We start from the raw sequence: 23,453 nt of genomic DNA, 5'->3' as shown, positions 1-23,453 counted from the left end.
TATCAGCCGGGACGGGACTTCATGCTGGCGCTGGATGCGGCCGCCAGTGAATGGAAGGGCTGCGCAGGGGGCTGCTACCGGCTGCCAAAGAGCGGAAAGGAATACGACTCCGCCTCGCTGACTGCCCACTGGAAAAAGCTTTGCAGCCAGTATCCCATCGCCTCGCTGGAGGATCCGCTGGACGAGGAGGACTGGGACGGCTGGAGCATGCTGACGGACACGCTGGGCGGTTCGGTGCAGCTGGTGGGGGATGACCTGTTCGTTACCAATACCAGACGGCTGCATCAGGGCATCACCTCCCGCTGCGCCAACTCCATCCTCATCAAGCCCAACCAGATCGGCACAGTTTCGGAGACGCTGGCAGCCATCCGCATGGCGCACCAGTTCGGGTATACCGCCATTGCCTCCCATCGCTCCGGCGAAACGGAGGACACCACCATTGCCGATCTGGCGGTTGCCTGCAACACGGGACAAATCAAGACCGGCGCACCCTGTCGCAGCGAGCGTGTCGCCAAATATAACCGGCTGCTGCGCATTGAGGAAGCGCTGGGAGGAGTAGCACAGTATGCAGGAAAGGCGTGCTTCGGCAGACTCTGAGAACCATTTTCCACGACAGAGAATATAATGGGTTGTAACCTTGAAAGGAGGCCACCTGTTATGAAAATTGTTGTGGTAAAGAGTCCCCGCCTGCTGTCCGGTCTGTTTCGGATGATCTTTAAAATCAGCAAGGAAACGCCGGAGGAGAGCTGACCCCGCATCCCGTTTCGAAATATGCCTCTGCTGTGCCCTCTTGCAGCAGGGGCATATTTTGCGTTCTGCTGCCATAGAATTGCACTATCATGAAGAGGAAAGGGGCATTGGCAAGATGGAAGAGCTGGAACATCAGACACTGCCGGAGGAGCCGAAACAGACGGAGGAATCCATTCCGGAGGAGCCGATTCTGGTGCGGGGGGATTTCTCCGAACCGCCGGAGAAAAAGCAGCGTGCGGACGATGTGGCAATGGTGCAGTGCATGCTCTGTGTGCTGCTGGTACTGTCCATGTTTGTGCTGCACTGGCTGCGTCCGGAGTGGCAGGAAATGCTGCTGGGACAGTATGCGCTGCATCGGGCTGCGCCGGCGGCGGCATGGCTGGAGGAACTGCTCCGTGCCGTGCAGCAGTGGATGAGTAAGTGATCCAGTTTCGCTGGCACGGGACGAAGATCGGGCTGGACTTCAGCTTTTTTGCAGCCGCAGCCCTGCTGGGGCTGCTGGGCGGGACAGGCGGTTTCCTGCGGATGCTGGCGGCATGCACCCTGCACGAGGCGGGGCATCTTGCGGTAATGCTGCTGCTGCGCCAGCGTGTCCGGAGCATCACCTGTTACGGTGTCGGCATCTGCATCCGCCCCGCCTCCTATGGCACCTATGGACAGGATGTTCTGGTGCTGCTCGCCGGCCCGCTGTGTAATTTGTTCATGGGCGCCGGAATCTGGCTGACTGCGGGGATGACGCCCTTCGCCATGCTGCACCTTGGGTTGGGGCTATTCAATCTGCTGCCCTATGCCCAGCTGGACGGCGGGGCAGTGCTGTACGCCCTGCTGCTCGCCGGCAATGTCACGCCACGAACGGCGGAGCAGGTGCGCAGCGGGCTGTGTCTGCTGCTGACGGTAGCGCTGCTCTGGCTGGCGATTTGTCACGGTGTGACAAATCTCACATTTTATGGGATGCTGCTCTATCTGCTGGTGACACAGTTTTTTGTGAGCAATGGAAAACCGCACCGTATCGCATCATAACTTTTAAAGCAATCCCGCACAAAGCCGTCAGGCGGGCTTTGTGCGGGATTGCCTTATGAAACAAACCTGTAACACCCGTCATTTTGCATGTGCAGGTGCGATTTTTTGTGAAACCCATTGCTTTTTTTGTCAAAATATGATATACTTGGTAAAAACGGAAGATGTGTCCGAAGTAAGGAGAATGTTTTTATGAACATCAGTACAATCGCAGCACTTGCCGGTGTTTCTCCGGCAACCGTTTCCCGCTACCTGAACCATGGCTATGTCAGCGAGGAGAAACGCAAGAAAATTCAGGAGGTCATTAAACAGACCGGCTACACGCCCAGCTCCTCCGCCCAGACCCTGCGCACCGGACGCAACAATCTCATTGGCGTCATTGTTCCGAAGATTAGTTCGGAGTCCGTGGCACGGATGGTGGACGGCATCACCGAGGCAGTGAGCCACTCGTCCTATCAGGTGCTTCTGGCGAACACCGGAAACAACACCGAGCGGGAGCTGGAGTACCTCAAGCTCTTTCGGGTGAATAACGTAGATGGCGTGATCTTCATCGGCACGCTGATGAGCAAGAAGCATCTGGCGGTGATGCGCTCTTATAAGAAGCCCATCGTGCTGTTGGGACAACAGGAGGAGGGCGTTTCCAGCCTCTATTTCGACGACTATGGTGCCGCAGTACAGGCGACAGAGTGCCTCATTCGCTGCGGATGCCAGCGCATCGCCCACATTGGCGTGACGCTGCGGGACAAGGCTGCCGGCAGAAACCGGCGCAGCGGCTATCTGGACACCCTGCAAAACCACAAGCTTCCCATGGAGGATGCGCTGATCGCAGAGTGCGGATTCTCGGCAACAGACGGCATGCAGGGCATGGCGCAGCTGCTGGAGCGTGGGGTGAAATTTGACGGGCTGTTCTGCGCCACGGATACCATCGCTTTCGGTGCCATTAACCAGATGCGGGAGAACGGCATTCTGGTGCCGGAACACGTCCGTGTGGCAGCCGTGGGCAACAACCGGATGTCCTCCATCTATTATCCCCAGCTGACTTCCGTGAACCTCTCCCACCGTACCGGCGGTATCGAGGCGGGCGCACTGCTTATGGAGATGATCCAGAGCGGTTCAGATGTAGTCCGCAGCGCCAGAATGCAGTGCCGGCTGTACGAGAGAGAAAGCACAGGGGCAACAATGCAAAATTGATTTCATATTGTTGCATTTGGGCGACGAAAAAAGAAATAGAATTTTGGTGATTTTCAATCTTTTCAAATGGCGAAAAATCTGCTATAATAGAATCGTAAATGAAATCGATTTCACATGAACGATCACAATAATAAAGGAGATGAGCCATATGAATTACAGAGAATCCGCAGCAGAGGTGCTGGAAAAAATCGGCGGAAAGGACAACCTGATTTCCGGCGCACACTGTGCTACACGGCTCCGTCTTGTGGTACGGGACGAAAAGCAGATCAAAAAAGAGGAGATTGAAGAGATCGATGGCGTAAAAGGCGTGTTCATCGCACAGGGACAGCTTCAGATCATCTTTGGGACAGGCGTTGTCAATCGGGTGTACGACGAGTTCGTGGCGCTGTCCGGCATTGAAACGGCATCCAAGGAGGACGTGAAGACAGCCGCCGCCCAGAAGATGAACCCGTTCAAAAAGGCGATCAAGACGCTGGGGGACATCTTCGTTCCCATCATTCCGGCAATCGTGGCGACAGGTCTGCTCATGGGACTGCTGGAGGGCTTCAGCACACTGTTTCCCGCAATGGCAGACTCCGACACCTATCAGATCTTCCACATGTTTTCCAACACGGCGTTTACATTTCTGCCCATTCTGATCGCCACCAGTGCGGCGAAAGCTTTTGGGGGCAATATGTTCCTCGGGTCGGTCATCGGCATGATCATGATCCACCCCGACCTGATGAATGCGTGGAGCGTGGCTTCGGCGGTGGAGGCAGGGGAAACGATTCCCAAGTTCTCCGTATGGTTCGGGTTGTACGACATCAACGCCGTGGGATATCAGGGACACGTCATCCCCGTCATCATTGCGGTATGGCTGATGTGCTTCCTGGAAAAGCGGCTGCACAAGATCGTGCCCGCCTCCATTGACCTCTTTGTCACCCCGCTGGTGAGCGTCGGCGTGACGGGGTATTTGGCGCTGACCGCCATCGGGCCGGTGTTCTCGCAGCTGGAAACATGGGTACTGGACGGCGTGCAGTGGCTGATTGCCGTTCCCTATGGCATTGGCGCATTCTTCATGGGCGGTCTGTACTCCACCACGGTGGTTGCCGGCGTACATCATATGTATACTATTATTGATCTGGGACAGCTCTCCAAGTACGGCGTGACCCACTGGCTGCCGCTGGCATCTGCTGCCAACATGGCACAGGGCGCAGCGTGCCTTGCCGTTGCCCTGAAGAGCCGGAACAAGAAGACCCGCTCGCTGGCATTTCCGGCAGCCCTGTCCTGCATGATGGGCATTACAGAACCGGCGATCTTCGGTGTCAATCTGCGTACCATCAAGGTGTTTATCTTTGGCTCCATCGGCGGTGCCTGCGGTGCGCTGATGACCTCGATCTTCCATTTGGGGGCAACGGCGACCGGTGTGACGGGAATCTTTGCGATTCTGCTGCACCTGAACCAGCCCATCCAGTATATCGTTTCCATGCTGGTTGCCATGGCCGTGGCATTTGGTCTGACATGGCTGTTCGGCTACAAGGAAACACCGCAGACTGCGTTTGCCTCTGCCTCTGAAAAGTAAGGAGGTGCGCAGGATGAATGTTCGAACCAAAAATCTCATTTGCGCCTGCCGGCGACTGGAGGAGACCACTTCTCCGGCACAGAAATGGCGTCCGCAGTTTCACCTCTCTCCGCCAACCGGCTGGATGAACGACCCCAACGGGCTGTGCCAGTTTCGGGGCAGCCACCATATCTTTTTCCAGTACTCGCCCTTTGATGTCCAGACGGGGCTGAACTACTGGGGGCACTTCGAAACGGCGGATTTCGTCCATTACCAGTACCACCAGCCGGCGCTTTGCAGCGACGAACAGTTCGACTGCCACGGCGTTTACTCCGGCTCTGCGCTGGAGAATGACGGGGTGCTCTACCTGTTCTACACCGGCAATGTCAAGAAAACCGGTGACGGCTACGACTACGTCAACAACGGCAGAGAGCACAACACCATTCGGGCGTGCAGTCGGGACGGCGTGAACTTCGGGGAAAAGACACTGCTTCTGAGCAACAGCGACTACCCCGGCAATGTGACCTGCCATGTGCGTGACCCCAAAGTCTGGAAGGACGCAGCGGGGGGACACATGGTGCTGGGCGCAAGACGGCGGGACGATGTGGGAGAGGTGCTGGTGTACCGTTCCGGCGATCTGCTGCACTGGACGCTGGCAAGCACCATCACCACACCGGAGCCGTTCGGCTTCATGTGGGAGTGTCCGGATTTCTTCCGGCTGGACGGCGCCCAGGTGCTCTCTTTCTCGCCGCAGGGCGTGGAGGCGCAGGATTGGAAGTACGAGAACATTTATCAAAGCGGATACTGTCTGCTGGATGGCGCATTGGAGGGGGACTACACCCTGTCGGAATTTCAGGAGTACGACCACGGGTTCGACTTCTATGCGCCCCAGACCTACGAGGACGAGTCCGGCAGACGCATTCTCATTGGCTGGATGGGCATGCCGGACAGCGACTATGCCTATCCGGAAAAGGAATACCAGTGGACGCAGATGCTGACCATTCCCAGAGAACTGCACGTGCGAAACGGCAGAGTGTACCAGCAGCCCGTTGCGGAGCTGCGCACTCTGCGCCGGACGGCAGCGCATCAGACCGTTGCAGGAACGGCAGCGTTTCCGGCAGCGCCGGCGTGGGAACTGGAAGTGCAGTGTTCCGGTGCTGCCCCGCTGGAAATTCGGTTTGGCGGAGATGCCCGCTTCCGTTGGGCAGATGGCATGTGCCGGATGGAGCTGGGCAAGAGCGGCTGCGGCAGAACGCTGCGCCGGATGCCGCTGGGAACACTGGAACAGGTGCAGATTTTTCGGGACGCTTCGTCTGTGGAGATCTTTCTCAACGGCGGTGAAGCAGTCTTTTCCACACGATTCTATCCGGCAGATGACCGGCTTGAAATTACGGCAGCACAGGCAGAGGCAACACGCTGGACGCTGGCTGCCATGGAGATCAGAAAGGATGGCGAATCATAATGAAAAAACTATTGGCAATTGGAGAAGCACTCATTGATTTTATTCCGGCACAGCGGGACTGCCTGCTGAAAGAAGTGGAACAGTTCACCCGTGTCTGCGGCGGCGCACCGGCGAATGTGGCAGCAGCTGCGGTCGGCGAATGTGGCAGCAGCTGCGGCAAAGCTGGGCGGCGACAGCAGTCTGATCTCCCAGCTGGGCAGGGACGCTTTCGGGGACTACATTGTGGATACGCTGGCGGATGCAGGCGTGGACACCAGCAAGATCTGCCGTACCGACCGTGCCAACACGGCGCTGGCGTTCGTCTCCCTGAAAGCGGACGGCAACCGTGACTTCTCGTTCTACCGGAAGCCCAGCGCAGACATGCTGCTGGAACCGGAACAGCTGGAGGAGGCGTGGTTTGCCAACACCGGCGTGCTGCACTTCGGGTCGGTATCTCTCATTGATGCGCCCATTCAGAAGACGCACCGCCGTGCCATTTCTCTTGCCAAAGAGCACGGCGCAATCGTCAGCTTCGATCCCAACATCCGCCTGCCCCTGTGGGACAGTCCGGAAACGTGTCAGGCACGGGTGCGGGAGTTCCTGCCCTTTGCGGACATCGTGAAGCTGTCCGACGAGGAGCTGGAATTTGTGACCGGCGAGAGCAACATCCGGACAGCAGCGCAGAAGCTGTTTGCCGGCGGCTGTCAGGTCATTCTGTATTCCATGGGCAAGGAAGGCGCTATGCTGCTTACCCCGCAGGGCAGCTGGACAGAGAAAAATCTGAAAGTCACCGTCAAGGATACCACCGGCGCAGGGGATGCCATTATGGGCGCACTGCTCTACTGTCTGACAGCAGGCGATGTGACGAAGGACAATCTGGCAAAGGTGACGCCGGCACAGTGGCAGGCATGGCTGACATTCGCCGTAGCCTACGCCAACTACAGCGTGACCGGAAGCGGTGCAATCGCATCCTATCCGACCCACGCTGTATTTCAGGACTGGGTATCGCAGCACTATGAAAACTGAAAGGAGCACGGGATCATGTTTGGAATTTTGAAAAAGGATAAGAGCAAGGCTGCTGTTTCGAAAGCACCGGCAAACGCACTGCTGGCTGCGCAGAACGGAACCATCATCCCCATTGAAAAGCTGCCGGATCCGGTGTTCTCCGGAAAGGTGCTGGGGGACGGCTACGCCATTGACCCCACAGACGGCAAGGTGCTTTCGCCGGTTTCGGGAACCATTGTAGACGTACAGGACACCCTCCACGCCTACTGCCTGGAGACGGACGACGGGCTGGAACTGCTGGTGCACATCGGCATCAATACCGTGGAACTGAAGGGAGAGGGCTTCCGCACCAAGCACAAGACCGGCGACCGCATCCGTGCCGGCGAACTGCTGGCGACGGTAGACTTGGCGCTGTTGCGGAAAAAGCAGATTTTGCCGTATACCATTGTCCTCATCTCCAACGTGGATGAATTGCAGGCAATCCACCCCAACTATACCGAGGCGACCGCAGGACAGACCGTGGCGCTGACTTACGAGAAATAACCGTCGGTTGCCGTCCATAGATACCAAAAACCGGAGCACTCCACAGGGAGAATGCTCCGGTTTTTTTATGGAATATGCGTCAGGATTTGATTAGAAGTCGACTTCCAGATCGTAGTAGCAGGCTTTCAGCAGCTTTTCCATCTCCTCCTGCGAGGGCTGGCGGGGATTGGAACCGGTGCAGGCATCGCCGATGGCGTTGGCTGCGACCTCCGGCAGCTTCTGGAGGAATTCAGCTTCGTCGATGACGGAGCTGTCTGCCTTGACACCGCCCTTGCCGTAGTTCTGGATGGACTGCGGGATGTCCAGCTGGTCGTTCATCTTCCGCAGCTCGGCAACCAGTGCAGCTACCTTTTCCTCGGTAGTGCTGCCGCCCAGATGAATGAAGTCTGCGATCTCGGCATAGCGAACGGCAGCCTCCGGATTCTTGGCGTTGTACTGGATGACCTTGGGCAGGTACATGGCGTTGGCACAGCCGTGGATGATGTGGTCACCGGTGTAGGCAGCGCCGGTCTTGTGCGCCATGGAGTGCACGATGCCAAGCAGTGCGTTGGAGAACGCCATACCGGCAAGGCACTGTGCGTCGTGCATGTCCGCCCGTGCCTGCATGTCGCCGTCATAGGACTTTTTCAGATTGTTGTGAATCATCTTGATGGCGTGGAGTGCCAGCGGGTCGGTATAGTTGCAGTGCAGGGTGGAAACATATGCCTCAATGGCGTGAGTCATGGCATCCATACCGGTGTGCGCCGTCAGCTTCTTGGGCATGGTCTCTGCCAGCTCCGGATCCACAATAGCAACGTCCGGCGTGATGTTGAAGTCCGCCAGCGGGTACTTGATGCCCTTGTGGTAGTCCGTGATGACGGAGAACGCTGTGACCTCGGTTGCAGTACCGGAGGTGGAGGGGATTGCGCAGAACTTCGCCTTGGTGCGGAGGGTGGGGAAGCTGAACGGGGTGATCAGTGCCTCAAAGGTGGTGTCCGGATACTCGTAGAATACCCACATTGCCTTTGCCGCATCAATGGGAGAACCGCCGCCCATGGCAACGATCCAGTCCGGCTGGAACTCCCGCATTGCCTCTGCGCCCTTCATAACAGTTTCCACAGACGGATCCGGCTCAACGCCCTCGAACAGCTTGACCTCCATGCCGGCTTCTTTCAGGTAATCCACCGCCTTGTCCAAAAAGCCGAAGCGCTTCATCGAACCGCCGCCGACTACGACAATTGCCTTTTTGCCGGTGAGCGTTTTCAGGGTCTCCAGTGCGCCTGCACCGTGATAAAGATCTCGGGGTAATGTAAATCTGCCCATGATGATTCCTCCTTGCATGAATTCAATGAACTTTTGGAATATTTCTGTGCGGAATGTTGCAGGAAAACGCCTAACACGGTTAAATTGCACTAACTGTGAATGCAGCACAGATACGCGGATCATGCTGTATCTGCCAGAAATTGTGCATTTTCCCGAAGAAACGCCTGCTTGCTATTCCACTCTTAGTATAAAACTTTCTTTGGAATCTGTAAATAGGGTATCTTGTAAATATTTTGTGAATCGCAGGAGATTCAATGTAATCGTTACAAATCATTCCGATTTAGCGGGCAGAAGTGCGGTATTGGAGAGGAGACATGCCGATCTGCTGCCGGAAGACCCGATTAAAATAGCTGATGCTGCCGTAGCCGCAGTTCAGGGCGATCTCCAGCACGGTTTCGTCCGTCTCCCGCAGGAGCACCCGTGCTTTTTCGATGCGGACGGTATTCAGATAAGCGGTGAAGTTCTGACCGGTCGCCGTCCGGAAGTAGCGGGAGAAGTACTTCTCGGAGAGGTGGAATGTCTCCGCCATGGCGGGGATGGTCAGGTCGGATTCGGAGTGCTGCTGGATGTATTCCAGCATCTGTTTCAGCTGTTGGCTCTTCTTACTGGGAAACTGGGGAACAGCGAGGAAACGCTTTCGCCGGAGCAGCTCCGCAATAAGCTGGAGCAGCAGCGCCTTGACCATGAGTTCGTATCCCGCTTCTTTTTGTTCCGCAGCGGTGAGAATGCGGCGGAGCAGGTCGGCGATCCACGCCCGATCTTCCTCTACCGGCTGGACGGGGAAGTGCATGGTATTCTGGATGAGGGGTTCCAGATATGCCTGTGCGTTGTCGCCGGTCTGGAAGGCGAGAGCGTGGAGGGGAAAGATAAAAGTGTGGTAGACCAGTGCAGCGTCCTCGGCGAGGATGCGGTGGAGCTGCTGGGGGTTGATGAAGAAGAGGTCGCCGGCGTGTGCCTGAAAGGTCTGCGCACCGATGGTGACTTCTGCGGTGCCCTGTTCCATTTGCATGATCTCCATGCTGTTGTGCCAGTGGAGCTGGATTTGGAAGCTGGGCTGTTCGGGACGAGTGGTAAAGCACGCCATAGGGAAGCGTGGCGTGCCGTGTCTGACCTTTTCATACAGGCGCTGTTTTTCCATGGGGAGTCCTCCGAAAAAAGTAGAAATAGTACAAGATTCTGCGGAAATAGTGTTAGAATTCGCCGAATATTCCAGATATAATATAACTATAACACAGAACCGGAGGGATGTCAACGCCTCCGGAATCGCCGAGGAGGTTTTCTTATGAAATTTCAGGATCAGTTTATGTGGGGCACTGCCTCCGCAGCTTATCAGGTAGAGGGCGCATACGCAGAGGACGGCAAAGGTCTGAACGTGTGGGATGCTTATACACAGGAGAGCGGACACGTTGCCCACGGCGAAAACGGCAACGTTGCCTGCGACCATTACCACCGGTTTCGGGAGGATGTCCAGACCATGCGGGAAATGGGCGTAAAGAACTACCGCCTCTCCATCAGCTGGCCGAGAGTTATCCCCAACGGCACCGGCGAGGTGAACCAGAAGGGCTTGCAGTTCTACTCTGATCTGGTGGACGAGCTGCTGGCAAACGGCATTGAGCCGCTGGTGACCCTGTTCCACTGGGACTACCCTTATGCCCTGCACAAGAGAGGCGGCTGGCTGAATCCGGCGGCATCCGATTGGTTTGCAGAGTACGCCAAGGTCGTGGTAGATGCGCTGTCCGATCGGGTACAGTACTGGATGACGCTGAACGAACCGCACGCAGGTGTTCGTGGGCTGCGGCTATGCCATCGGGAAGTTCGCACCGTTCCAGACGCTGCCGGTGAGAGATCTGGCGCAGATCTCCCATAACGTCCTGCTGTCCCACGGCAAGGCAGTAAAGGTCATTCGGGAACATGCCAAGAAAAAGCCCATCGTCGGCTTCGCATTCTGCACGCCCTGCTGGACACCGGAGAACGATTCTCCCGAGGCTGTGGAAGAGGCACGCCGCAAGAGCTTTTCCATTTCCAGAGGACGCCTGTGCTTTGACGCGGCGTGGTGGGCAGATCCCATCGTGCTGGGGGACTATCCCAAGGAGGCATACGAGGTGCTGGGCGACGACATGCCGCAGATCGCACCGGGTGATCTGGAGTGCATTTCCCAGCCCATCGACTTCTACGGTGTCAACATCTATGAGAGCAAGGCAAACGAGAATCCGGACGGTTATGCAGAAAACGCGTACCTGGGCTGCGCCAGAACCCAGATGGGCTGGCCGGTGACACCGGAGGCACTTTACTGGGGTCCGAAGTTCCTGTATGAGCGGTACAGAAAGCCCATTCTCATCACGGAAAACGGCATGGCAAGCCACGACTGGGTACAGCTGGACGGCAAGGTACACGATCCCCAGAGAATCGACTACATGAAGCGCTATCTGCGGGAGCTGTACCGTGCAACACAGGACGGCATCGATGTGATGGGCTACATGTACTGGTCGGTTATGGACAACTTCGAGTGGGCAGATGGCTACGACAAGCGGTTTGGTCTGGTGCACGTGGACTACTGCACTCAGAAGCGCACCATCAAGGATTCCGGCTACTTCTATCGGGATGTCATCCGCACCAACGGCGAGGCAATCTTCTCCGATACCTGGGAGGGCTGATGCTCATACGAGGGGATGCAAGAAAGTAATCCTTTGGATTTGCGGAAATGACCCCTCAGTCAGCCTACGGCTGCCAGCTCGTACTGAGCGGTTCCCTCTGCCCTTCGGGCATCTCCCCACCCCGTGGGGAGTCACCCCTTTCAGGGGAGCCTAAATAGAAAAAATAGAAAGGCTGCGGCAGGGGAAACTTTGCCGCAGCCTTTTGTGTTGCTTTGGAAAACGGAAATCAGTCGCCGAAAGAGATACCCAGATTTCTTGCGGTGGTGACCAGCTGGTCATCCGGCAAAACGAACTTGGTCTTGCCGGCGATGTCCTCCAGCTTGTTGGCAGTGATCGCACCGCCCACCTTGGCAACGGTCATGCCGTACTGTCCCTTGCGGATGAGTTCCGCAGCGTACACGCCGAACTGTGTCGCCAGGATCCGGTCATAGGCGCTGGGGCTTCCGCCACGGAGCATGTGTCCCGGTACGCAGACCCGTGCCTCCAGACCGGTTTTCTGCTGGATCTGTGCGGCGATGCGGTTGGTAGCGGTGGTGATGCCTGCTTCAGCACGGCGGCGTGCACGCTCTTTTTTCTTGAGCTTTGCCTCGTCCTGATCGAAACAGCCCTCTGCCACGGCGATGATGGAGAAGTTCTTGCCGCTCTCGCTGCGCTTGGTGACGGATTTGCAGATCTTGTCGATGTCATAGGGGATCTCCGGAATCAGAATGATGTCCGCACCGCCGGCGATTCCGGCGTTCAGCGTCAGCCAGCCCGCCTTGTTGCCCATGATCTCACAGAGCAGGATGCGGGAATGGCTGTTGGCGGTGGTGTGCAGGCGATCCAGTGCGTCGGTGGCGATGTCCACGGCGGTGTGGAAGCCGAAGGTGACATCCGTACCGAAAATGTCGTTGTCAATGGTCTTGGGCAGTCCGATGACGTTCAGCCCCTCCTCAGACAGCAGCTGTGAGGTCTTGTGAGTGCCGTTTCCGCCCAGTGTCAGCAGGCAGTCCAGCTTCTGTGCCTGGTAAGTTTTTTTCATGTTGGCGACCTTGTCCACGTTGTCATCGCCGATGACCTTCATCATCTTGAACGGCTGGCGCTTGGTGCCGAGAATCGTGCCGCCCCGTGTCAGAATGCCGGAAAAGTCGTCCGGCGACATGACACGGCACATGTTGTGGATCAGCCCGTAGTAGCCGTCGGCAATGCCGATGATCTCCACGTTGTCTGTGCCCAGCATCTCATAGCATGCCTTTGCCACGCCGCGAATAGTTGCGTTCAGTCCGGGACAGTCGCCGCCGCTTGTCAAAATACCAATTCTCCGTTTCATGAAACAGCCTCCTTTGGTGCATCCTGTGCAGGTGCACACTTTGTTTGATTCGGGAACTCCCGAATGGACTTCCGGTTTATTATACCATTTTTCTGCCGGAAAAGTCAAGAATTTACCTTGGTAAAATCTGTGGGGACGGAACGTAAATTTTAGGGCAACACCACACAAAGCTTGTGCGTAAGATGCGTAGTCGGATTTTTCGGCAGATTGTTCAGAAATTCCGCAGGCATACTTTGTGTCTGGCAAGGAGTTTCTGGGCAATATGACGGAAAATCAGCAAGCAGATTGCGTGCAAAGCCGTCAGGCGGGCTTTGTGCGGGGTTGCCTTAGGAAAATTTTTCCCGCAGTGCCGCCAAATCCTTGCCGTCCACGGCCCCGCTCCTGTCATAGTCCGCCGCCTGTGTCTGCTTTTTCGAGAAGGTCTCCTGCCGGAGCAGGTACTTTTGCAGCAGGATCACGTCAGAGATGCGCACCTCGCCGTCCAGATTGACATCGCCGGCAGCGGGGGCGTCGTCCGGTTCGCTGGTGATGGGATAGGATTTCAGGTCGGGCAGCTCGTCCAGCGTGATGCAGTACTCGCTGTTGTAGATCTCCTTGAGGTTGTCCGCCGGATTGTTCTGTTCGCTGGTGAGGTAGTTCATATACCACGGACAGAAGTACAGCCAGCGTGCCCGGTCTTTCTCCAGATTTTCCAGCGAGGGAATGGTGTCGTTCTCCGCCATGGCGACCATTTTCTGTCCGTTGGTGCTCTGTACCAGACTGTAGAATGTGGAGGAGATGGAGCTGAGGTTGGGCTTGCCGTCCACGGCGTTGTACTTGTCATAGCCCACGATGTCCACCACATCGTCTCCCGGGTACCAGTCCGGCGAGGTGGAATAGGTGTAGCTGTTCCAGACCCAGATGAGGTTGTCCAGCCCATAGACATTGGTCAGCTGGTCGTACAGCAGGCGGTAGAGCTTCTTGCACGGCTCCGGCCCCTCTGCGCCCCACCAGAACCAAGCGCCCTCTGCCTCGTGAAGGGGACGCCACAGCACGGGCACATCCGCATCCTTCAGTTTTTTCAGCTGCTTGGCGATCTCGGCGATGTCCGCCATGAGTACTTTGTTCTCCCACGTGCCCTCTTCCAGCGCTTTGGAGACGCTGAATGTGGTGTAGTTGGCGTTGGCGGATTCCACGTAGAAGTTACGCTCTGTGCCGCCCTCCTCCGACGGCACACGCCAGTGCCATACCAGCGCAGCGATGCCCTTGTACTCGCTGACCCACTGAACCGCACGTTCTGCGGCATTGTCGTCCCATGTGGCACCGTCGTAGTAGTTCAGGAAATCAATGCCGCGGATGGCGCACATCTTGCCGGTGGTCTTTTGCAGATACTCGAATTCCTGTTCGTTGTCCTTGATATAGTTGGTGGGGTCGGCGTACAGGTTATAGTTGTGGGAGCCGCAGTACTCCTGCTGTCCGGAGATGATGTGCTTGCCGTACTGATCGCACAGATAGCTGTACAGCCGTTTGGCGGCATCGGAGGCGTTGGGGTTGGAGAGCTGGCGGGTGGGGGAGAGATTGGACAGGCTCTCGTCCGCCGGCTTTATGGTGAGGTAGTCAAAGAACGTGTAACCCCAGTAGGCGCTCAGTTCAATGGTGTTGACGCCCTTGTCCAGCATGACCACGCCGCCGGAGGTCTCCTCGAATTTCAGATTGTGGGAGAAGCTGACTTCCCCCTGGTTCACGCCGTTGACGTTGAGATACTGCACCTTTTTGTTGCTGTCGTATGGCTCGCAGTAGGAGATGGCGAGTTCGTACAGGCCTGCCTCCTCCACCGTGACCTCCAGACTGACAGTCGTGCCCTTTTGGTCGAGGTAGGAGAAGCCGCCGGAGGCGTTGGTGAGGTCGAAGTCCTCGCCGGAGCCGTCCTCCTGCGTGTTGCCTTTCCAGCCGCTGTCGTAGATTTTTCCGCCGCTGGTCTTGCCGTTCTCAAACTCGTATTTCTGCACGGCAGTGTCCGCTGCGGCGGCGGAAAGGGTGGCGCTGGAGAGGGGCAGCGCCGTGACCCCACAGACTGCCGCCAGCGCACAGGCAGCGACGGTGTGTTTTTTCAAATGTTTCAATGGAATATCCTCCTTTGGTCATCATTTACGGAAACAAAATTGATTTTTGGAATATACTCTTAGTATACCACAAAAATGCGGGCGTTGCAAGATGATTTTTCGACAGAAAATATTTTGATACACAAAAAGCGTCCGCCCCATTGCCGGAGCGAACGCAATTCTCAGTCGGTATAATCCCGGTCGAACGTGATGACCACCTGGCACTCCTCGCCGTGCTGCCGGAGTGCCTCCACGATGCGATCCTGAAGCTGCTGGTTCTTGCACTTGCAGCCAAAGGGGACGACCACATCGAAGATCATCTTGCAGGACGAATCGCCTGCCACCATGCGGAAGTCGTGGAAGCTCAGCCCCAGCTGCATCTCCCCGATGATCTGCCCCACCAGCGCCCGACAGGCGTTGACCTGCGGATTGTCCTGTTCGATGGGGTCCATGTGGATGGTCATGAGGATGTGCAGCTTCTCGTAGATCTCCCGCTCGATGGTGTCCACCACTTCGTGTACCTCCACCAGATCGGCATTGCTGCGCACCTCCACGTGGCAGCTGCCGATCATGTTCAGCGGGCCGTAGTCGTGGATCATCAGGTCATGCAGCCCCAGAATCTGCGGCGATTCCAGCACCATTTCCCGCAGCTTCTGCGTCACCTCCGGACTCGCCGGCCGTCCCAGCAGCTCGCCGACGGTGTCCCGGATGATGTCATAAGCTGTCTTTAGAATGAACAGGGATACGGCAACGCCCATCACCCCGTCCACGGGGAGGTCAGTCACCAGCGAGAGCAGCAGCGCTAGAATGGTAGCACCCGTGGCGATCACGTCGCTGCGGCTATCCTTGGCGGTGGCGATCATAACGGCGGAGTCGATGCGCCTGCCAAGACGGGCATTGAACCACGCCATCCACAGCTTCACGCCAACCGATGCCAGCAGCGTCACCAGCGTTGCAGCGTGGAACGCCACCTGTTCCGGATGCAGAATTTTTTCGGCGGAGTTCCGGAGCAGCTCGAAGCCCATGAGGGCGATCATCACGGCGATGACCAGCGAGGTCAGGTACTCCATGCGCCCGTGGCCAAAAGGGTGGTCTTTGTCGGCGGGCTTTGCCGCAAGCTTATAGCCGAACAGCGTCACCAGACAGCTGGCGCAGTCCGACAGGTTGTTGAAAGCATCCGAGATGATGGCGATGGAGTTGGAGAGCACGCCGACGCTGTACTTCAGGGCGAACAGCACGATGTTGCAGAGCATCCCCACCACGCTGCTCAGCGTGCCGTATGCCTTCCGTACCGTGGGGTCAGAAGTCTGTTCCCAGTTGCGGATGAACTTTCGAATCAAAAAATTCATGCGGATCGCCCTCCTTTTCCAAACTATCCTATGCGTCTCGAAATGCAATTATGTTTCAAGATAGCCGGCACAAACTCGCCATAACGTAAGAAAGCGCCCCCGGAGAACTCCGAGGGCGCCGTGATCTGGCGGAGATGGTGGGATTCGAACCCACGGAACGTGTTACCGTTCAAACGATTTCGAGTCGTTCCCGTTATGACCACTTCGATACATCTCCACATCCGCTGTCCGTGACCGGTACAACAAGACAAGAAATATTATAGCACATCGCTTCAAAAAATGCAAGCGTTTTTTGAAATTCGTGATTTTGCACAAGTTTTCGCCTGCGTTTTCGCTTTGCTTATAGGATTTGTCGTTTTTCCGGAATTTCCGCCTCCGTTTCTTGACTTTGCTCCGAAAAAGTTATACAATAGAAAAGATGTTATGTTTTTAGAGCTTGTTCCGAAGGGAGCTTCTGACCATGAAAAAATTTTTTGCAAGCCTGTCGCACAGTGCAAAGGTCACACTGGTGACTTGCGGTTGTTTTCTCCTCCTCACCATGCTGATCCTCACGTTCTTTATGCTCGTTCCGGTGAAAGTGAGCAGCAACGCCAACCACGTCAACGATGACCTCATTGTCACGACCGCTGTGACGCAGGCGACGGCAGAGACGACTGCCGAGGCGACGGGAACAACGTTCCACCGCCAGACCACGGACAAAAACCGGAAGTCTGTCACCACCACTACCGTGGCACGGGGCAACGGCTGGCAGAGTGACGGCTACGACACCTACGGCAACGACACGGACAACGGCTATGACAATGGATACGATGTGATACCGGAAGAGCCGGCTTACACCAGTCCCGGCTACGATTACTCCACACCGGACAGCCCGTCATATACCCAGCCGGCACCGGTCTACACGGATCCGCCGGCACCGGTCTACACCAATCCGCCCGCACCGGTGGAAACCATTCCCGCACCGGACAGCGACAATATGTACGATTGATCGAGCCTGACGAACCGGACGAACCTGCCTTGTGCGGTGGGTTCGTCTTTTTCATGGAAAGGATGCGTTTTTATGGCTGTAAAAGGGGAAACCAATCTGTTCGACTATCTGCTGTGGCGTGGCGACCTGACGTTTGCACAGGCGCCATTCTGTCCGGTGGATAACCTGATCTTCAGCTGCCTTGCCTACCTCAATTGGAACAGCATTGCCGACGGGAAATTTCCACGGCAGGCGGTGACGCTGGAGACGGCAGCCTCCATCTGGGAAGCGATGCCCGCCTCGTGGAAACAGGGGGAGGAGAAACACGCCCAGCTGCTGCACGCTGCCGCAGGGTGTGAACGGTTTCGGAGCGTGCGCCTGTTCCACTATGCGGAGCGGTTCAGCGAAGAGCGCCAGCAGCAGTTCTCCGCCACCACATTCCTGCTGGATGCGGATGACAAGACGGTCTATGTGGCGTTTCGCGGGACGGACAACACGCTCGTCGGCTGGCGGGAGGACTTCAACATGTCCTTCCAGTCGGAGGTGCCCTCCCAGACGGATGCGGCGGCGTATCTGCGGGAGATCCTCACCATGGGCTTTTCCAATGTGCTGGTGGGCGGACACTCCAAGGGCGGCAATCTGGCGGTATTCTCCGCCGTCCATGCGCCACGCCACATGGTGCAGCGGATTCAGGCGGTCTATAACAACGATGGCCCCGGCTTCGCCAACCACCTGCTGGAAACCGCCTCGTTCTGGTACCTGAAAGACCGCATCCACACGTTTGTCCCGCAGGACTCCGTCATCGGCATGCTGCTGGAACACGATGAGGACTATCAGGTGGTATACAGCAGGCAAAAGGGCTTGCAGCAGCACAACCCCTTTTCGTGGTGCGTGCTGGGGAACGACTTCTGCTATGTGCGGGACATCAGTTCCACCAGCCGTATTCTGGACAATTCCCTGCGGGAGTGGATCATGGATATGACACCGGACGAACGGGAACAGCTCACCGACATCCTGTTCCAGCTGCTCAACCGCACCGATGCCAAGACCGTGCGGGAGCTGGCTGCCGGCGGACCGGGGACGATTTTCCAGATGATCCAGGCGTTCGGCGGAATGTCCGCCAGCCAGCGCGGCATGATGACCATGCACCTTGCGGAGCTGGTGCAGAAGATTCTCAGCAGCACCGCTGGCTACAGCACTCTGCCGCCCGGCAAGCCGAACCGTCTGCTGGAACAGCACCGCTAAAATGTGCTATTGGAAAGCATTCCAATTCCGGAAACAATTCTTTTTGGAATTCTGTGCAGAATTGCAAGAAAAAACCGCTTGAAAACCTACAAAACCTATGTTATAATAGAAGTTAACCATCGGGAATGTTACGTTTCGGTAATGCTCCTGTAAAACGCACCAACAATTTTGAATTCGTTTTTTGAAAAGAGGACACAGAATATGAAGATCTCAACGAAAGGACGGTACGCCTTGCGGATGATGCTGGATCTGGCGATGCATCCGGAGGGATTTGTTGCTCTGAAAGACATTGCGGAGCGACAGAGCATTTCCAAAAAGTATCTGGAGCAGATCGTGCCTATGCTGAACAAGGCGGAGCTGCTGCGCACCAACCGCGGCTATCAGGGCGGCTATATGCTGGCAAAGAAACCGTCGGAGTACACCGTGGGGGAGATTTTGCAGGTCACAGAGGGCTCGCTCAGCCCCGTGGCATGTCTGCAATATGAGGTCAACGACTGCCCCATGGCGGATACCTGTATGACGCTGCCCGTGTGGAAAGGGCTGTACCGCACCATCCAAGACTACCTGTACAGCATCACCTTACAGGATATCATTGACAATACCGTGGAACACGGCAATAACTTCTGCATCTGAGGAGAGGAGAATCATATCATGACGCCAATGACGCAACTGATTCAGGAGCGTATCCTGCGCCTGAAACAAGAAAAGAACGCCTGCATTCTGGCACACTGCTATCAGACTCACGACATTCTGGAGGTCGCCGACTATGTGGGAGATTCCTTCGGTCTGGCACAGAACGCCTCCAAGACGGATTGCAGCACTGTAATCATGTGCGGCGTCCGCTTTATGGCGGAGACGGTCAAAATTCTTTCGCCGGAAAAGCGGGTGCTGCTGCCCAAGGCAGAGGCTGGCTGCCCCATGGCGGAACAGCTGGATCCGGAGATGCTCCGGCAGCTTCAGGCGGCATATCCGGACTACACCACCGTCGCCTATATCAACACCACGGCAGAGCTGAAAACTCTCTGTGATGTCTGCGTCACCTCGTCCTCTGCCGTCAAGATCATCCGAAACATGGATGCGGAAAAGATCCTGTTCATTCCGGACTGCAATCTGGGGGACTATATTTCAAAGCAGGTGCCGGAAAAGCAGTTCCAGCTCATCCACGGCGGCTGCCCCACCCATGTGCGCATGACCAGGGACGACGTGCTCCGTGCCAGGGCTGCCCACCCCAATGCGCTGCTTCTGGTGCATCCGGAATGCCGGCCGCAGGTCACCGAAATGGCGGACTTCGTGGGAAGCACCACCGAGATCATGCACTATGCGGAGAACTCGGACGCACGGGAGTTCATCATCGGCACCGAGAACAGCATCGTCCAGCATCTGGGCATCTCCCATCCGGAGAAGCTGTTCTACGCCCTCTCCAAGGACTGCGTCTGTCACAATATGAAGGTCACCACCATCGCCGATGTGCTGCACTGTCTGGAGGGCACGGACGGAGAGGAGATTCTGCTGGAGGAATCTGTCCGGCTCCGTGCGAAGAAGAGCATTGACGAGATGATCCGCCTTGGGAAATAACATGGAAAAGCCGAGAGCGTTGATTGCCATGAGCGGCGGCGTGGACAGTTCTGCCGCTGCGGCGCTGATGTGCAGCCGGGGGTACGAGTGCGTTGGTGTGACCATGAAGCTGTACGACGCAGAACAGACCGACTCCAGCCGGCTGAAAGCGTGCTGCACGCTGGAAGATGCGGAGGATGCACGAAGCGTCGCCTATCGTCTGGGAATGCAGTACTATGTGTTCAATTTCAAGGAGGACTTCCGGGAACAGGTCATCGGGCGCTTTGTGGACGCCTACGAGCGGGGGGAGACGCCGAACCCCTGCATCGACTGCAACCGCTATATGAAGTTCGAGAAGCTCTATCAGCGGGCACGGGTGCTGGGGTATGACACCATTGTCACAGGGCACTACGCCCGCATCGCCTACGATGAGACATCTGGCAGGTGGCTGCTGAAAAAGGGCAGAAATGCCGCCAAAGACCAGAGCTACGTGCTGTACGCCATGACGCAGGAGGAGCTGGCACACACCCAGTTTCCGCTGGGGGAATTTGAGAGCAAGGACGAGGTGCGGAAGCTTGCGGCGAGCTACGGCTTCATCAATGCGGAGAAGCACGACAGTCAGGACATCTGCTTTGTGCCGGACGGGGATTATGCCGCATTCATTGAGCGGTACACCGGAAAGCAGTACCCCCACGGCAACTTCATCGACGAGTCCGGCAGGGTGCTGGGAGAGCATCAGGGTCTGATCCGCTACACCATCGGGCAGCGGCGGGGACTGGGCATTGCCGCCGGAAAGCCAGTCTATGTGTGCCGGAAATCCGTGGCGGACAATACGGTGACGCTGTCCGATTCTGCAAGCCTGTTTTCCACCCGGCTCACCGCCAGAGATTTCAACTGGATCGCCTTTGCCCAGCCGCCGGAGCACCCCATTCGTGTGGCGGCAAAGCCACGGTATCGTGCCAAGGAAGCGCCGGCAACGGCAGAGGCGCATCCGGACGGCACCGTCACCATCACCTTCGATCAGCCCCAGCGTGCCATTACCACCGGACAGGCAGTCGTCCTGTATGATGGGGACACCGTCATCGGCGGCGGAACGATTTGCCAATGAACCTGTCCGGAAAACCGGATTTTTCAAGCGGGACGGATGCACCGGTTTGGTGCGTTCGTCCTGTTTTTTATGGGAGAGATTCTTGTAGGGACAGGCTGTGCCGTGTCCGGGATTTCAGACAAAAAATAGGTTGAATTTCTCCTGGATTTCTGCTATAATAAAAGAAAAGGAGGGGTTCGTATGAACATTGATACCAATACGATTTTTTCCATGACGGAGGCAAACCAGAATTTTTCCATGGTCACAAGGGCAGTCGATCAGTACGGCACAGCCATCATTTTCAAGAACAACAAGCCACGCTATGAAGTGCGGGTGTTCGAGGATGCGGCGCAGGATGAAACCGCAGCAGACAAGGACGTTCTGGAGATTTCGAACCGGCTGCTCCAGCGGAACGCAGCGGTCTATGAGGAACTTGCGAAATGATTCGATTGACGACGCAGCAGGTGAAAATGCTCCATCGGGATGTGATTGCACAATCTGGCGGCTCGCCGGAAATTCGGGACGGATGCACCGGTTTGGTGCGTTCGTCCTGTTTTTTTGTGAGAGGGATTCCTGTAGGGACACGGCGTGCCGTGTCCACCGATTCCAGCAAACATTTTCCATACAAATTCGCAATGCGATAAATTCGGACACGGCACGCCGTGTCCCTACAAAAGAGAACGATCTTTGACCCCCCAATTCCCCGACGAATTTCTGTTCCCGTCTTTACAAATTTGTAGGATTATGCTATAATAAAAAAAGATTCTGCGAACTTGCGGAGTTGTATGATTTTTTACTGGATGTGACAGTGCGGTGCGCTGTAGGAGCCGGAGCCGGCTCGAAATAATAAGGAGGTCCATATGATTACCAACGACGGTACGATCATTCAGATCAAACACGAGATCCTGTGCGAAGTCGCAAAGCTGGTGTTTGCCGGAAAATTTCAGGCGGAAAAGGACGAGCTGCCCTACCGCATGATGCCCGGTCCCAAGGCGAGCTATCGCTGCTGCGTCTACAAGGAACGGGAGATCGTGCGGCAGAGAATCCGCCTTGCCGAGGGCCACAACCCCCAGGGCGCACGCAACGACCTTGTGGTACAGGTGGTACACGCTGCCTGCGAGGACTGCCCGATCTCCCGTTACGTCGTGACCGACAACTGCCAGAAGTGCATGGGCAAGGCGTGCCAGCAGTCCTGCAACTTCGGCGCCATTGATATCGGCAGAACCCGTGCCCACATCGAACCCCAGAAATGCCGGGAGTGCGGCAAGTGTGCGGCGGCATGTCCCTATAACGCCATCGCCGACCTGATTCGTCCCTGCCGCCGGAGCTGCCCTGTGGGGGCGATCTCCATGGACGAGAACGGCATCTGCATGATCGATGAGAAAAAGTGTATTCAGTGCGGCCGCTGTATTCACAGCTGTCCGTTCGGCGCCATCAGCTCCAAGTCCTGCATCGTGGACGTCTGTCAGGCGATCATGGACGGCAAGCGGGTCTATGCCATGATGGCACCCTCCGCCGAGGGACAGTTCGGCACGGACATTACCTTCGAGAGCTGGCGCAACGCTCTGAAGGAAGTGGGCTTCACCGATCTGGTGGAGGTCGGTCTGGGCGGCGATATGACCGCCTACGCTGAGGCAAAGGAGTGGACAGAGGCGTACAGCGAGGGCAAGAAACTGACCACCTCCTGCTGCCCCGGCTTCGTCAACATGATCCGCCTGCACTATCCGGATTTGGAGGAGCACATCTCCACCACCGTTTCGCCCATGTGCGCCGTGTCCCGCTGGATCAAGGCAAAAGACCCTGAGGCAGTGACGCTGTTCATCGGGCCGTGCATCGCCAAGAAGAGCGAGGTGCTCGACCAGAAAATTCCCGGCAACGCCGACTATGCCATGACCTTTGGCGAGATTCGTGCCGTCATTCGGGCAAAGGGCGTCACCATCAAGGAGGCGGAAGAGGTTTGTCAGGAGGCGAGCACCTTCGGCAAGTGGTTCGGCAACAGCGGCGGCGTGACTGCTGCGGTTCTGGAGAGCATGAAGGAACAGGGCGTGACTGACGATGTGCACGTAGAGTGCTGCAACGGTGCGGATGCCTGCAAGCGTGCCCTGCTGATGCTGAAGATGGGACGCTTCCCCGGCGATTTCATCGAGGGTATGGCGTGCGAGGGCGGTTGCGTCGGCGGCCCCAGCCGTCACGTGGATGTGGCAAAGTTCAAGCGCACACGGGAAACCATGATTAAAAAGGCGGACAGCCGGAATGTCAGAGAGAATCTGGAAAAGTTCGGCGCAGAGCGTGTTCCCATGGGACGGGATCCGCGGTAAGCCGTGGGCAGAAAAGACAGAGGACGGGTACACCAGAGCGGTGTATCCGTCCTTTTTGATGCTGAGAGCTCGTGTTCATAGGCGTCTATCTACGGCAATA

23 protein-coding genes, 1 tRNA gene and 1 pseudogene are annotated in these 23,453 nt (G+C 56.7%); 19 read left to right on the top strand and 6 right to left on the bottom strand.

All coding sequences use genetic code 11. From position 1 onward, the window contains the following. From QZL66_RS07145 to QZL66_RS07100, 10 genes and pseudogenes are all read left to right on the top strand, one after another. Positions 1-597, top strand: a 597-nt coding sequence (locus tag QZL66_RS07145; protein ID WP_293601935.1) for an enolase C-terminal domain-like protein, incomplete at its 5' end; no start/stop codon positions are given. Positions 598-657: 60 nt separating this feature from the next. Continuing rightward, the gene (gene spoVM, locus QZL66_RS07140) at positions 658-750 is read left to right on the top strand and encodes a stage V sporulation protein SpoVM (RefSeq protein WP_022411048.1); all 93 of its coding nucleotides are present in this window, start codon (positions 658-660) and stop codon (positions 748-750) included. Between the two features lie 115 nt (positions 751-865). After that, positions 866-1,174, top strand: a complete 309-nt coding sequence (locus tag QZL66_RS07135; RefSeq protein ID WP_293601934.1) for a hypothetical protein — start codon at positions 866-868, stop codon at positions 1,172-1,174. Next, on the top strand, positions 1,171-1,770 hold the full coding sequence (locus QZL66_RS07130) for a peptidase M50 (protein ID WP_022411046.1): 600 nt from the start codon (positions 1,171-1,173) through the stop codon (positions 1,768-1,770). Before QZL66_RS07135 ends, QZL66_RS07130 begins: the two co-directional genes overlap by 4 nt. Before the next feature lie 189 nt (positions 1,771-1,959). Then, positions 1,960-2,958 carry a LacI family DNA-binding transcriptional regulator gene (locus tag QZL66_RS07125; protein WP_022411045.1) on the top strand — a complete coding sequence of 333 codons (999 nt, stop codon included), beginning with the start codon at positions 1,960-1,962 and terminating at the stop codon, positions 2,956-2,958. A gap of 148 nt (positions 2,959-3,106) precedes the next feature. Beyond that, positions 3,107-4,519, top strand: a complete 1,413-nt coding sequence (locus QZL66_RS07120) for a PTS transporter subunit EIIC (protein WP_022411044.1) — start codon at positions 3,107-3,109, stop codon at positions 4,517-4,519. A gap of 13 nt (positions 4,520-4,532) precedes the next feature. Beyond that, positions 4,533-5,960, top strand: coding sequence for a glycoside hydrolase family 32 protein (locus QZL66_RS07115; protein ID WP_022411043.1), 1,428 nt, complete (start codon positions 4,533-4,535; stop codon positions 5,958-5,960). Beyond that, positions 5,960-6,031: pseudogene (locus QZL66_RS07110) on the top strand (hypothetical protein); the annotation flags it as partial. The gene QZL66_RS07115 and the pseudogene QZL66_RS07110, both read left to right, overlap by 1 nt. Positions 6,032-6,074: 43 nt before the next feature. Beyond that, positions 6,075-6,965 (top strand): carbohydrate kinase family protein, encoded by an 891-nt coding sequence (locus QZL66_RS07105; protein ID WP_022411042.1) that lies wholly within the window; start codon positions 6,075-6,077, stop codon positions 6,963-6,965. A gap of 15 nt (positions 6,966-6,980) precedes the next feature. After that, the gene (locus tag QZL66_RS07100; protein WP_022411041.1) at positions 6,981-7,487 is read left to right on the top strand and encodes a PTS sugar transporter subunit IIA; all 507 of its coding nucleotides are present in this window, start codon (positions 6,981-6,983) and stop codon (positions 7,485-7,487) included. 90 nt (positions 7,488-7,577) lie between these two features. Here the strand turns inward: QZL66_RS07100 and QZL66_RS07095 are convergent, their stop codons facing one another. Continuing rightward, complete coding sequence (locus QZL66_RS07095) at positions 7,578-8,789, bottom strand: iron-containing alcohol dehydrogenase (protein WP_022411040.1); 1,212 nt, start codon at positions 8,787-8,789, stop codon at positions 7,578-7,580. A 280-nt stretch (positions 8,790-9,069) separates the two neighbouring features. After that, entirely contained in the window at positions 9,070-9,927 is an 858-nt protein-coding gene (locus tag QZL66_RS07090; protein WP_022411039.1) for an AraC family transcriptional regulator, read from the bottom strand. A gap of 144 nt (positions 9,928-10,071) precedes the next feature. Here QZL66_RS07090 and QZL66_RS11945 point away from each other — a divergent pair, with 144 nt between their 5' ends. Together QZL66_RS11945 and QZL66_RS11940 are read left to right on the top strand one after the other, a co-directional pair. Beyond that, positions 10,072-10,656, top strand: a complete 585-nt coding sequence (locus QZL66_RS11945) for a glycoside hydrolase family 1 protein (protein WP_022411038.1) — start codon at positions 10,072-10,074, stop codon at positions 10,654-10,656. Next, entirely contained in the window at positions 10,577-11,443 is an 867-nt protein-coding gene (locus QZL66_RS11940) for a glycoside hydrolase family 1 protein (RefSeq protein WP_369677369.1), read from the top strand. Before QZL66_RS11945 ends, QZL66_RS11940 begins: the two co-directional genes overlap by 80 nt. A 226-nt stretch (positions 11,444-11,669) precedes the next feature. On the opposite strand, the gene QZL66_RS07080 is transcribed toward QZL66_RS11940, so the two are convergent. The 4 genes from QZL66_RS07080 to QZL66_RS07065 all read right to left on the bottom strand — a co-directional run bounded on the left by QZL66_RS07080 (position 11,670) and on the right by QZL66_RS07065 (position 16,399). Further along, a complete protein-coding gene (locus QZL66_RS07080) occupies positions 11,670-12,752 on the bottom strand; it encodes a 6-phosphofructokinase (protein ID WP_022411036.1) in 1,083 nt (360 codons plus the stop codon). Between the two features lie 326 nt (positions 12,753-13,078). Beyond that, positions 13,079-14,854: a glycosyl hydrolase gene (locus QZL66_RS07075; RefSeq protein WP_022411035.1), complete on the bottom strand. Its 1,776-nt coding sequence runs from the start codon at positions 14,852-14,854 to the stop codon at positions 13,079-13,081. 161 nt (positions 14,855-15,015) lie between these two features. Beyond that, positions 15,016-16,182, bottom strand: a complete 1,167-nt coding sequence (locus QZL66_RS07070; RefSeq protein WP_022411034.1) for a cation diffusion facilitator family transporter — start codon at positions 16,180-16,182, stop codon at positions 15,016-15,018. Positions 16,183-16,308: 126 nt separating this feature from the next. Further along, positions 16,309-16,399: transfer RNA gene (locus QZL66_RS07065), tRNA-Ser, on the bottom strand. A gap of 243 nt (positions 16,400-16,642) precedes the next feature. Here QZL66_RS07065 and QZL66_RS07060 point away from each other — a divergent pair. The 7 genes from QZL66_RS07060 (at position 16,643) to QZL66_RS07030 (ending at position 23,353) form a co-directional block, all read left to right on the top strand. After that, positions 16,643-17,170, top strand: a complete 528-nt coding sequence (locus QZL66_RS07060) for a hypothetical protein (protein WP_022411033.1) — start codon at positions 16,643-16,645, stop codon at positions 17,168-17,170. 72 nt (positions 17,171-17,242) lie between these two features. After that, the gene (locus QZL66_RS07055) at positions 17,243-18,394 is read left to right on the top strand and encodes an Mbeg1-like protein (protein WP_022411032.1); all 1,152 of its coding nucleotides are present in this window, start codon (positions 17,243-17,245) and stop codon (positions 18,392-18,394) included. A 201-nt stretch (positions 18,395-18,595) separates the two neighbouring features. Further along, positions 18,596-19,027, top strand: coding sequence for an RrF2 family transcriptional regulator (locus tag QZL66_RS07050; protein WP_022411031.1), 432 nt, complete (start codon positions 18,596-18,598; stop codon positions 19,025-19,027). A 27-nt stretch (positions 19,028-19,054) separates the two neighbouring features. Then, positions 19,055-19,969, top strand: coding sequence for a quinolinate synthase NadA (gene nadA, locus QZL66_RS07045; protein WP_226944031.1), 915 nt, complete (start codon positions 19,055-19,057; stop codon positions 19,967-19,969). A 1-nt stretch (position 19,970) separates the two neighbouring features. Beyond that, positions 19,971-21,056 carry a tRNA 2-thiouridine(34) synthase MnmA gene (mnmA, locus tag QZL66_RS07040; RefSeq protein ID WP_022411029.1) on the top strand — a complete coding sequence of 362 codons (1,086 nt, stop codon included), beginning with the start codon at positions 19,971-19,973 and terminating at the stop codon, positions 21,054-21,056. Between the two features lie 180 nt (positions 21,057-21,236). After that, positions 21,237-21,479, top strand: coding sequence for a hypothetical protein (locus QZL66_RS07035; protein WP_022411028.1), 243 nt, complete (start codon positions 21,237-21,239; stop codon positions 21,477-21,479). A gap of 416 nt (positions 21,480-21,895) precedes the next feature. Continuing rightward, the gene (locus QZL66_RS07030; RefSeq protein WP_022411026.1) at positions 21,896-23,353 is read left to right on the top strand and encodes a 4Fe-4S dicluster domain-containing protein; all 1,458 of its coding nucleotides are present in this window, start codon (positions 21,896-21,898) and stop codon (positions 23,351-23,353) included. Positions 23,354-23,453 lie beyond the last annotated feature (100 nt).

The organism is Ruminococcus sp. CAG:330 (genome assembly GCF_000437175.1).
In the GTDB taxonomy this organism is placed as follows: domain Bacteria; phylum Bacillota; class Clostridia; order Oscillospirales; family Ruminococcaceae; genus Ruminococcus_C.
The sequence above is the reverse complement of the archived record's forward strand: the minus strand, read 5'-3'. Positions and strand labels throughout refer to the sequence as shown.

Bases quoted from the DNA above. Each gene is read 5' to 3' on its own strand.
- spoVM (WP_022411048.1), top strand. From the start codon at position 658: ATGAAAATTGTTGTGGTAAAGAGTCCCCGCCTGCTGTCCGGTCTGTTT.
- QZL66_RS07135 (WP_293601934.1), top strand. From the start codon at position 866: ATGGAAGAGCTGGAACATCAGACACTGCCGGAGGAGCCGAAACAGACG.
- QZL66_RS07125 (WP_022411045.1), top strand. From the start codon at position 1,960: ATGAACATCAGTACAATCGCAGCACTTGCCGGTGTTTCTCCGGCAACC.
- QZL66_RS07120 (WP_022411044.1), top strand. From the start codon at position 3,107: ATGAATTACAGAGAATCCGCAGCAGAGGTGCTGGAAAAAATCGGCGGA.
- QZL66_RS07115 (WP_022411043.1), top strand. From the start codon at position 4,533: ATGAATGTTCGAACCAAAAATCTCATTTGCGCCTGCCGGCGACTGGAG.
- QZL66_RS07105 (WP_022411042.1), top strand. From the start codon at position 6,075: ATGTGGCAGCAGCTGCGGTCGGCGAATGTGGCAGCAGCTGCGGCAAAG.
- QZL66_RS07100 (WP_022411041.1), top strand. From the start codon at position 6,981: ATGTTTGGAATTTTGAAAAAGGATAAGAGCAAGGCTGCTGTTTCGAAA.
- QZL66_RS07095 (WP_022411040.1), bottom strand. From the start codon at position 8,789: ATGGGCAGATTTACATTACCCCGAGATCTTTATCACGGTGCAGGCGCA.
- QZL66_RS07090 (WP_022411039.1), bottom strand. From the start codon at position 9,927: ATGGAAAAACAGCGCCTGTATGAAAAGGTCAGACACGGCACGCCACGC.
- QZL66_RS11945 (WP_022411038.1), top strand. From the start codon at position 10,072: ATGAAATTTCAGGATCAGTTTATGTGGGGCACTGCCTCCGCAGCTTAT.
- QZL66_RS07080 (WP_022411036.1), bottom strand. From the start codon at position 12,752: ATGAAACGGAGAATTGGTATTTTGACAAGCGGCGGCGACTGTCCCGGA.
- QZL66_RS07070 (WP_022411034.1), bottom strand. From the start codon at position 16,182: ATGAATTTTTTGATTCGAAAGTTCATCCGCAACTGGGAACAGACTTCT.
- QZL66_RS07060 (WP_022411033.1), top strand. From the start codon at position 16,643: ATGAAAAAATTTTTTGCAAGCCTGTCGCACAGTGCAAAGGTCACACTG.
- QZL66_RS07055 (WP_022411032.1), top strand. From the start codon at position 17,243: ATGGCTGTAAAAGGGGAAACCAATCTGTTCGACTATCTGCTGTGGCGT.
- QZL66_RS07050 (WP_022411031.1), top strand. From the start codon at position 18,596: ATGAAGATCTCAACGAAAGGACGGTACGCCTTGCGGATGATGCTGGAT.
- nadA (WP_226944031.1), top strand. From the start codon at position 19,055: ATGACGCAACTGATTCAGGAGCGTATCCTGCGCCTGAAACAAGAAAAG.
- mnmA (WP_022411029.1), top strand. From the start codon at position 19,971: ATGGAAAAGCCGAGAGCGTTGATTGCCATGAGCGGCGGCGTGGACAGT.
- QZL66_RS07035 (WP_022411028.1), top strand. From the start codon at position 21,237: ATGAACATTGATACCAATACGATTTTTTCCATGACGGAGGCAAACCAG.
- QZL66_RS07030 (WP_022411026.1), top strand. From the start codon at position 21,896: ATGATTACCAACGACGGTACGATCATTCAGATCAAACACGAGATCCTG.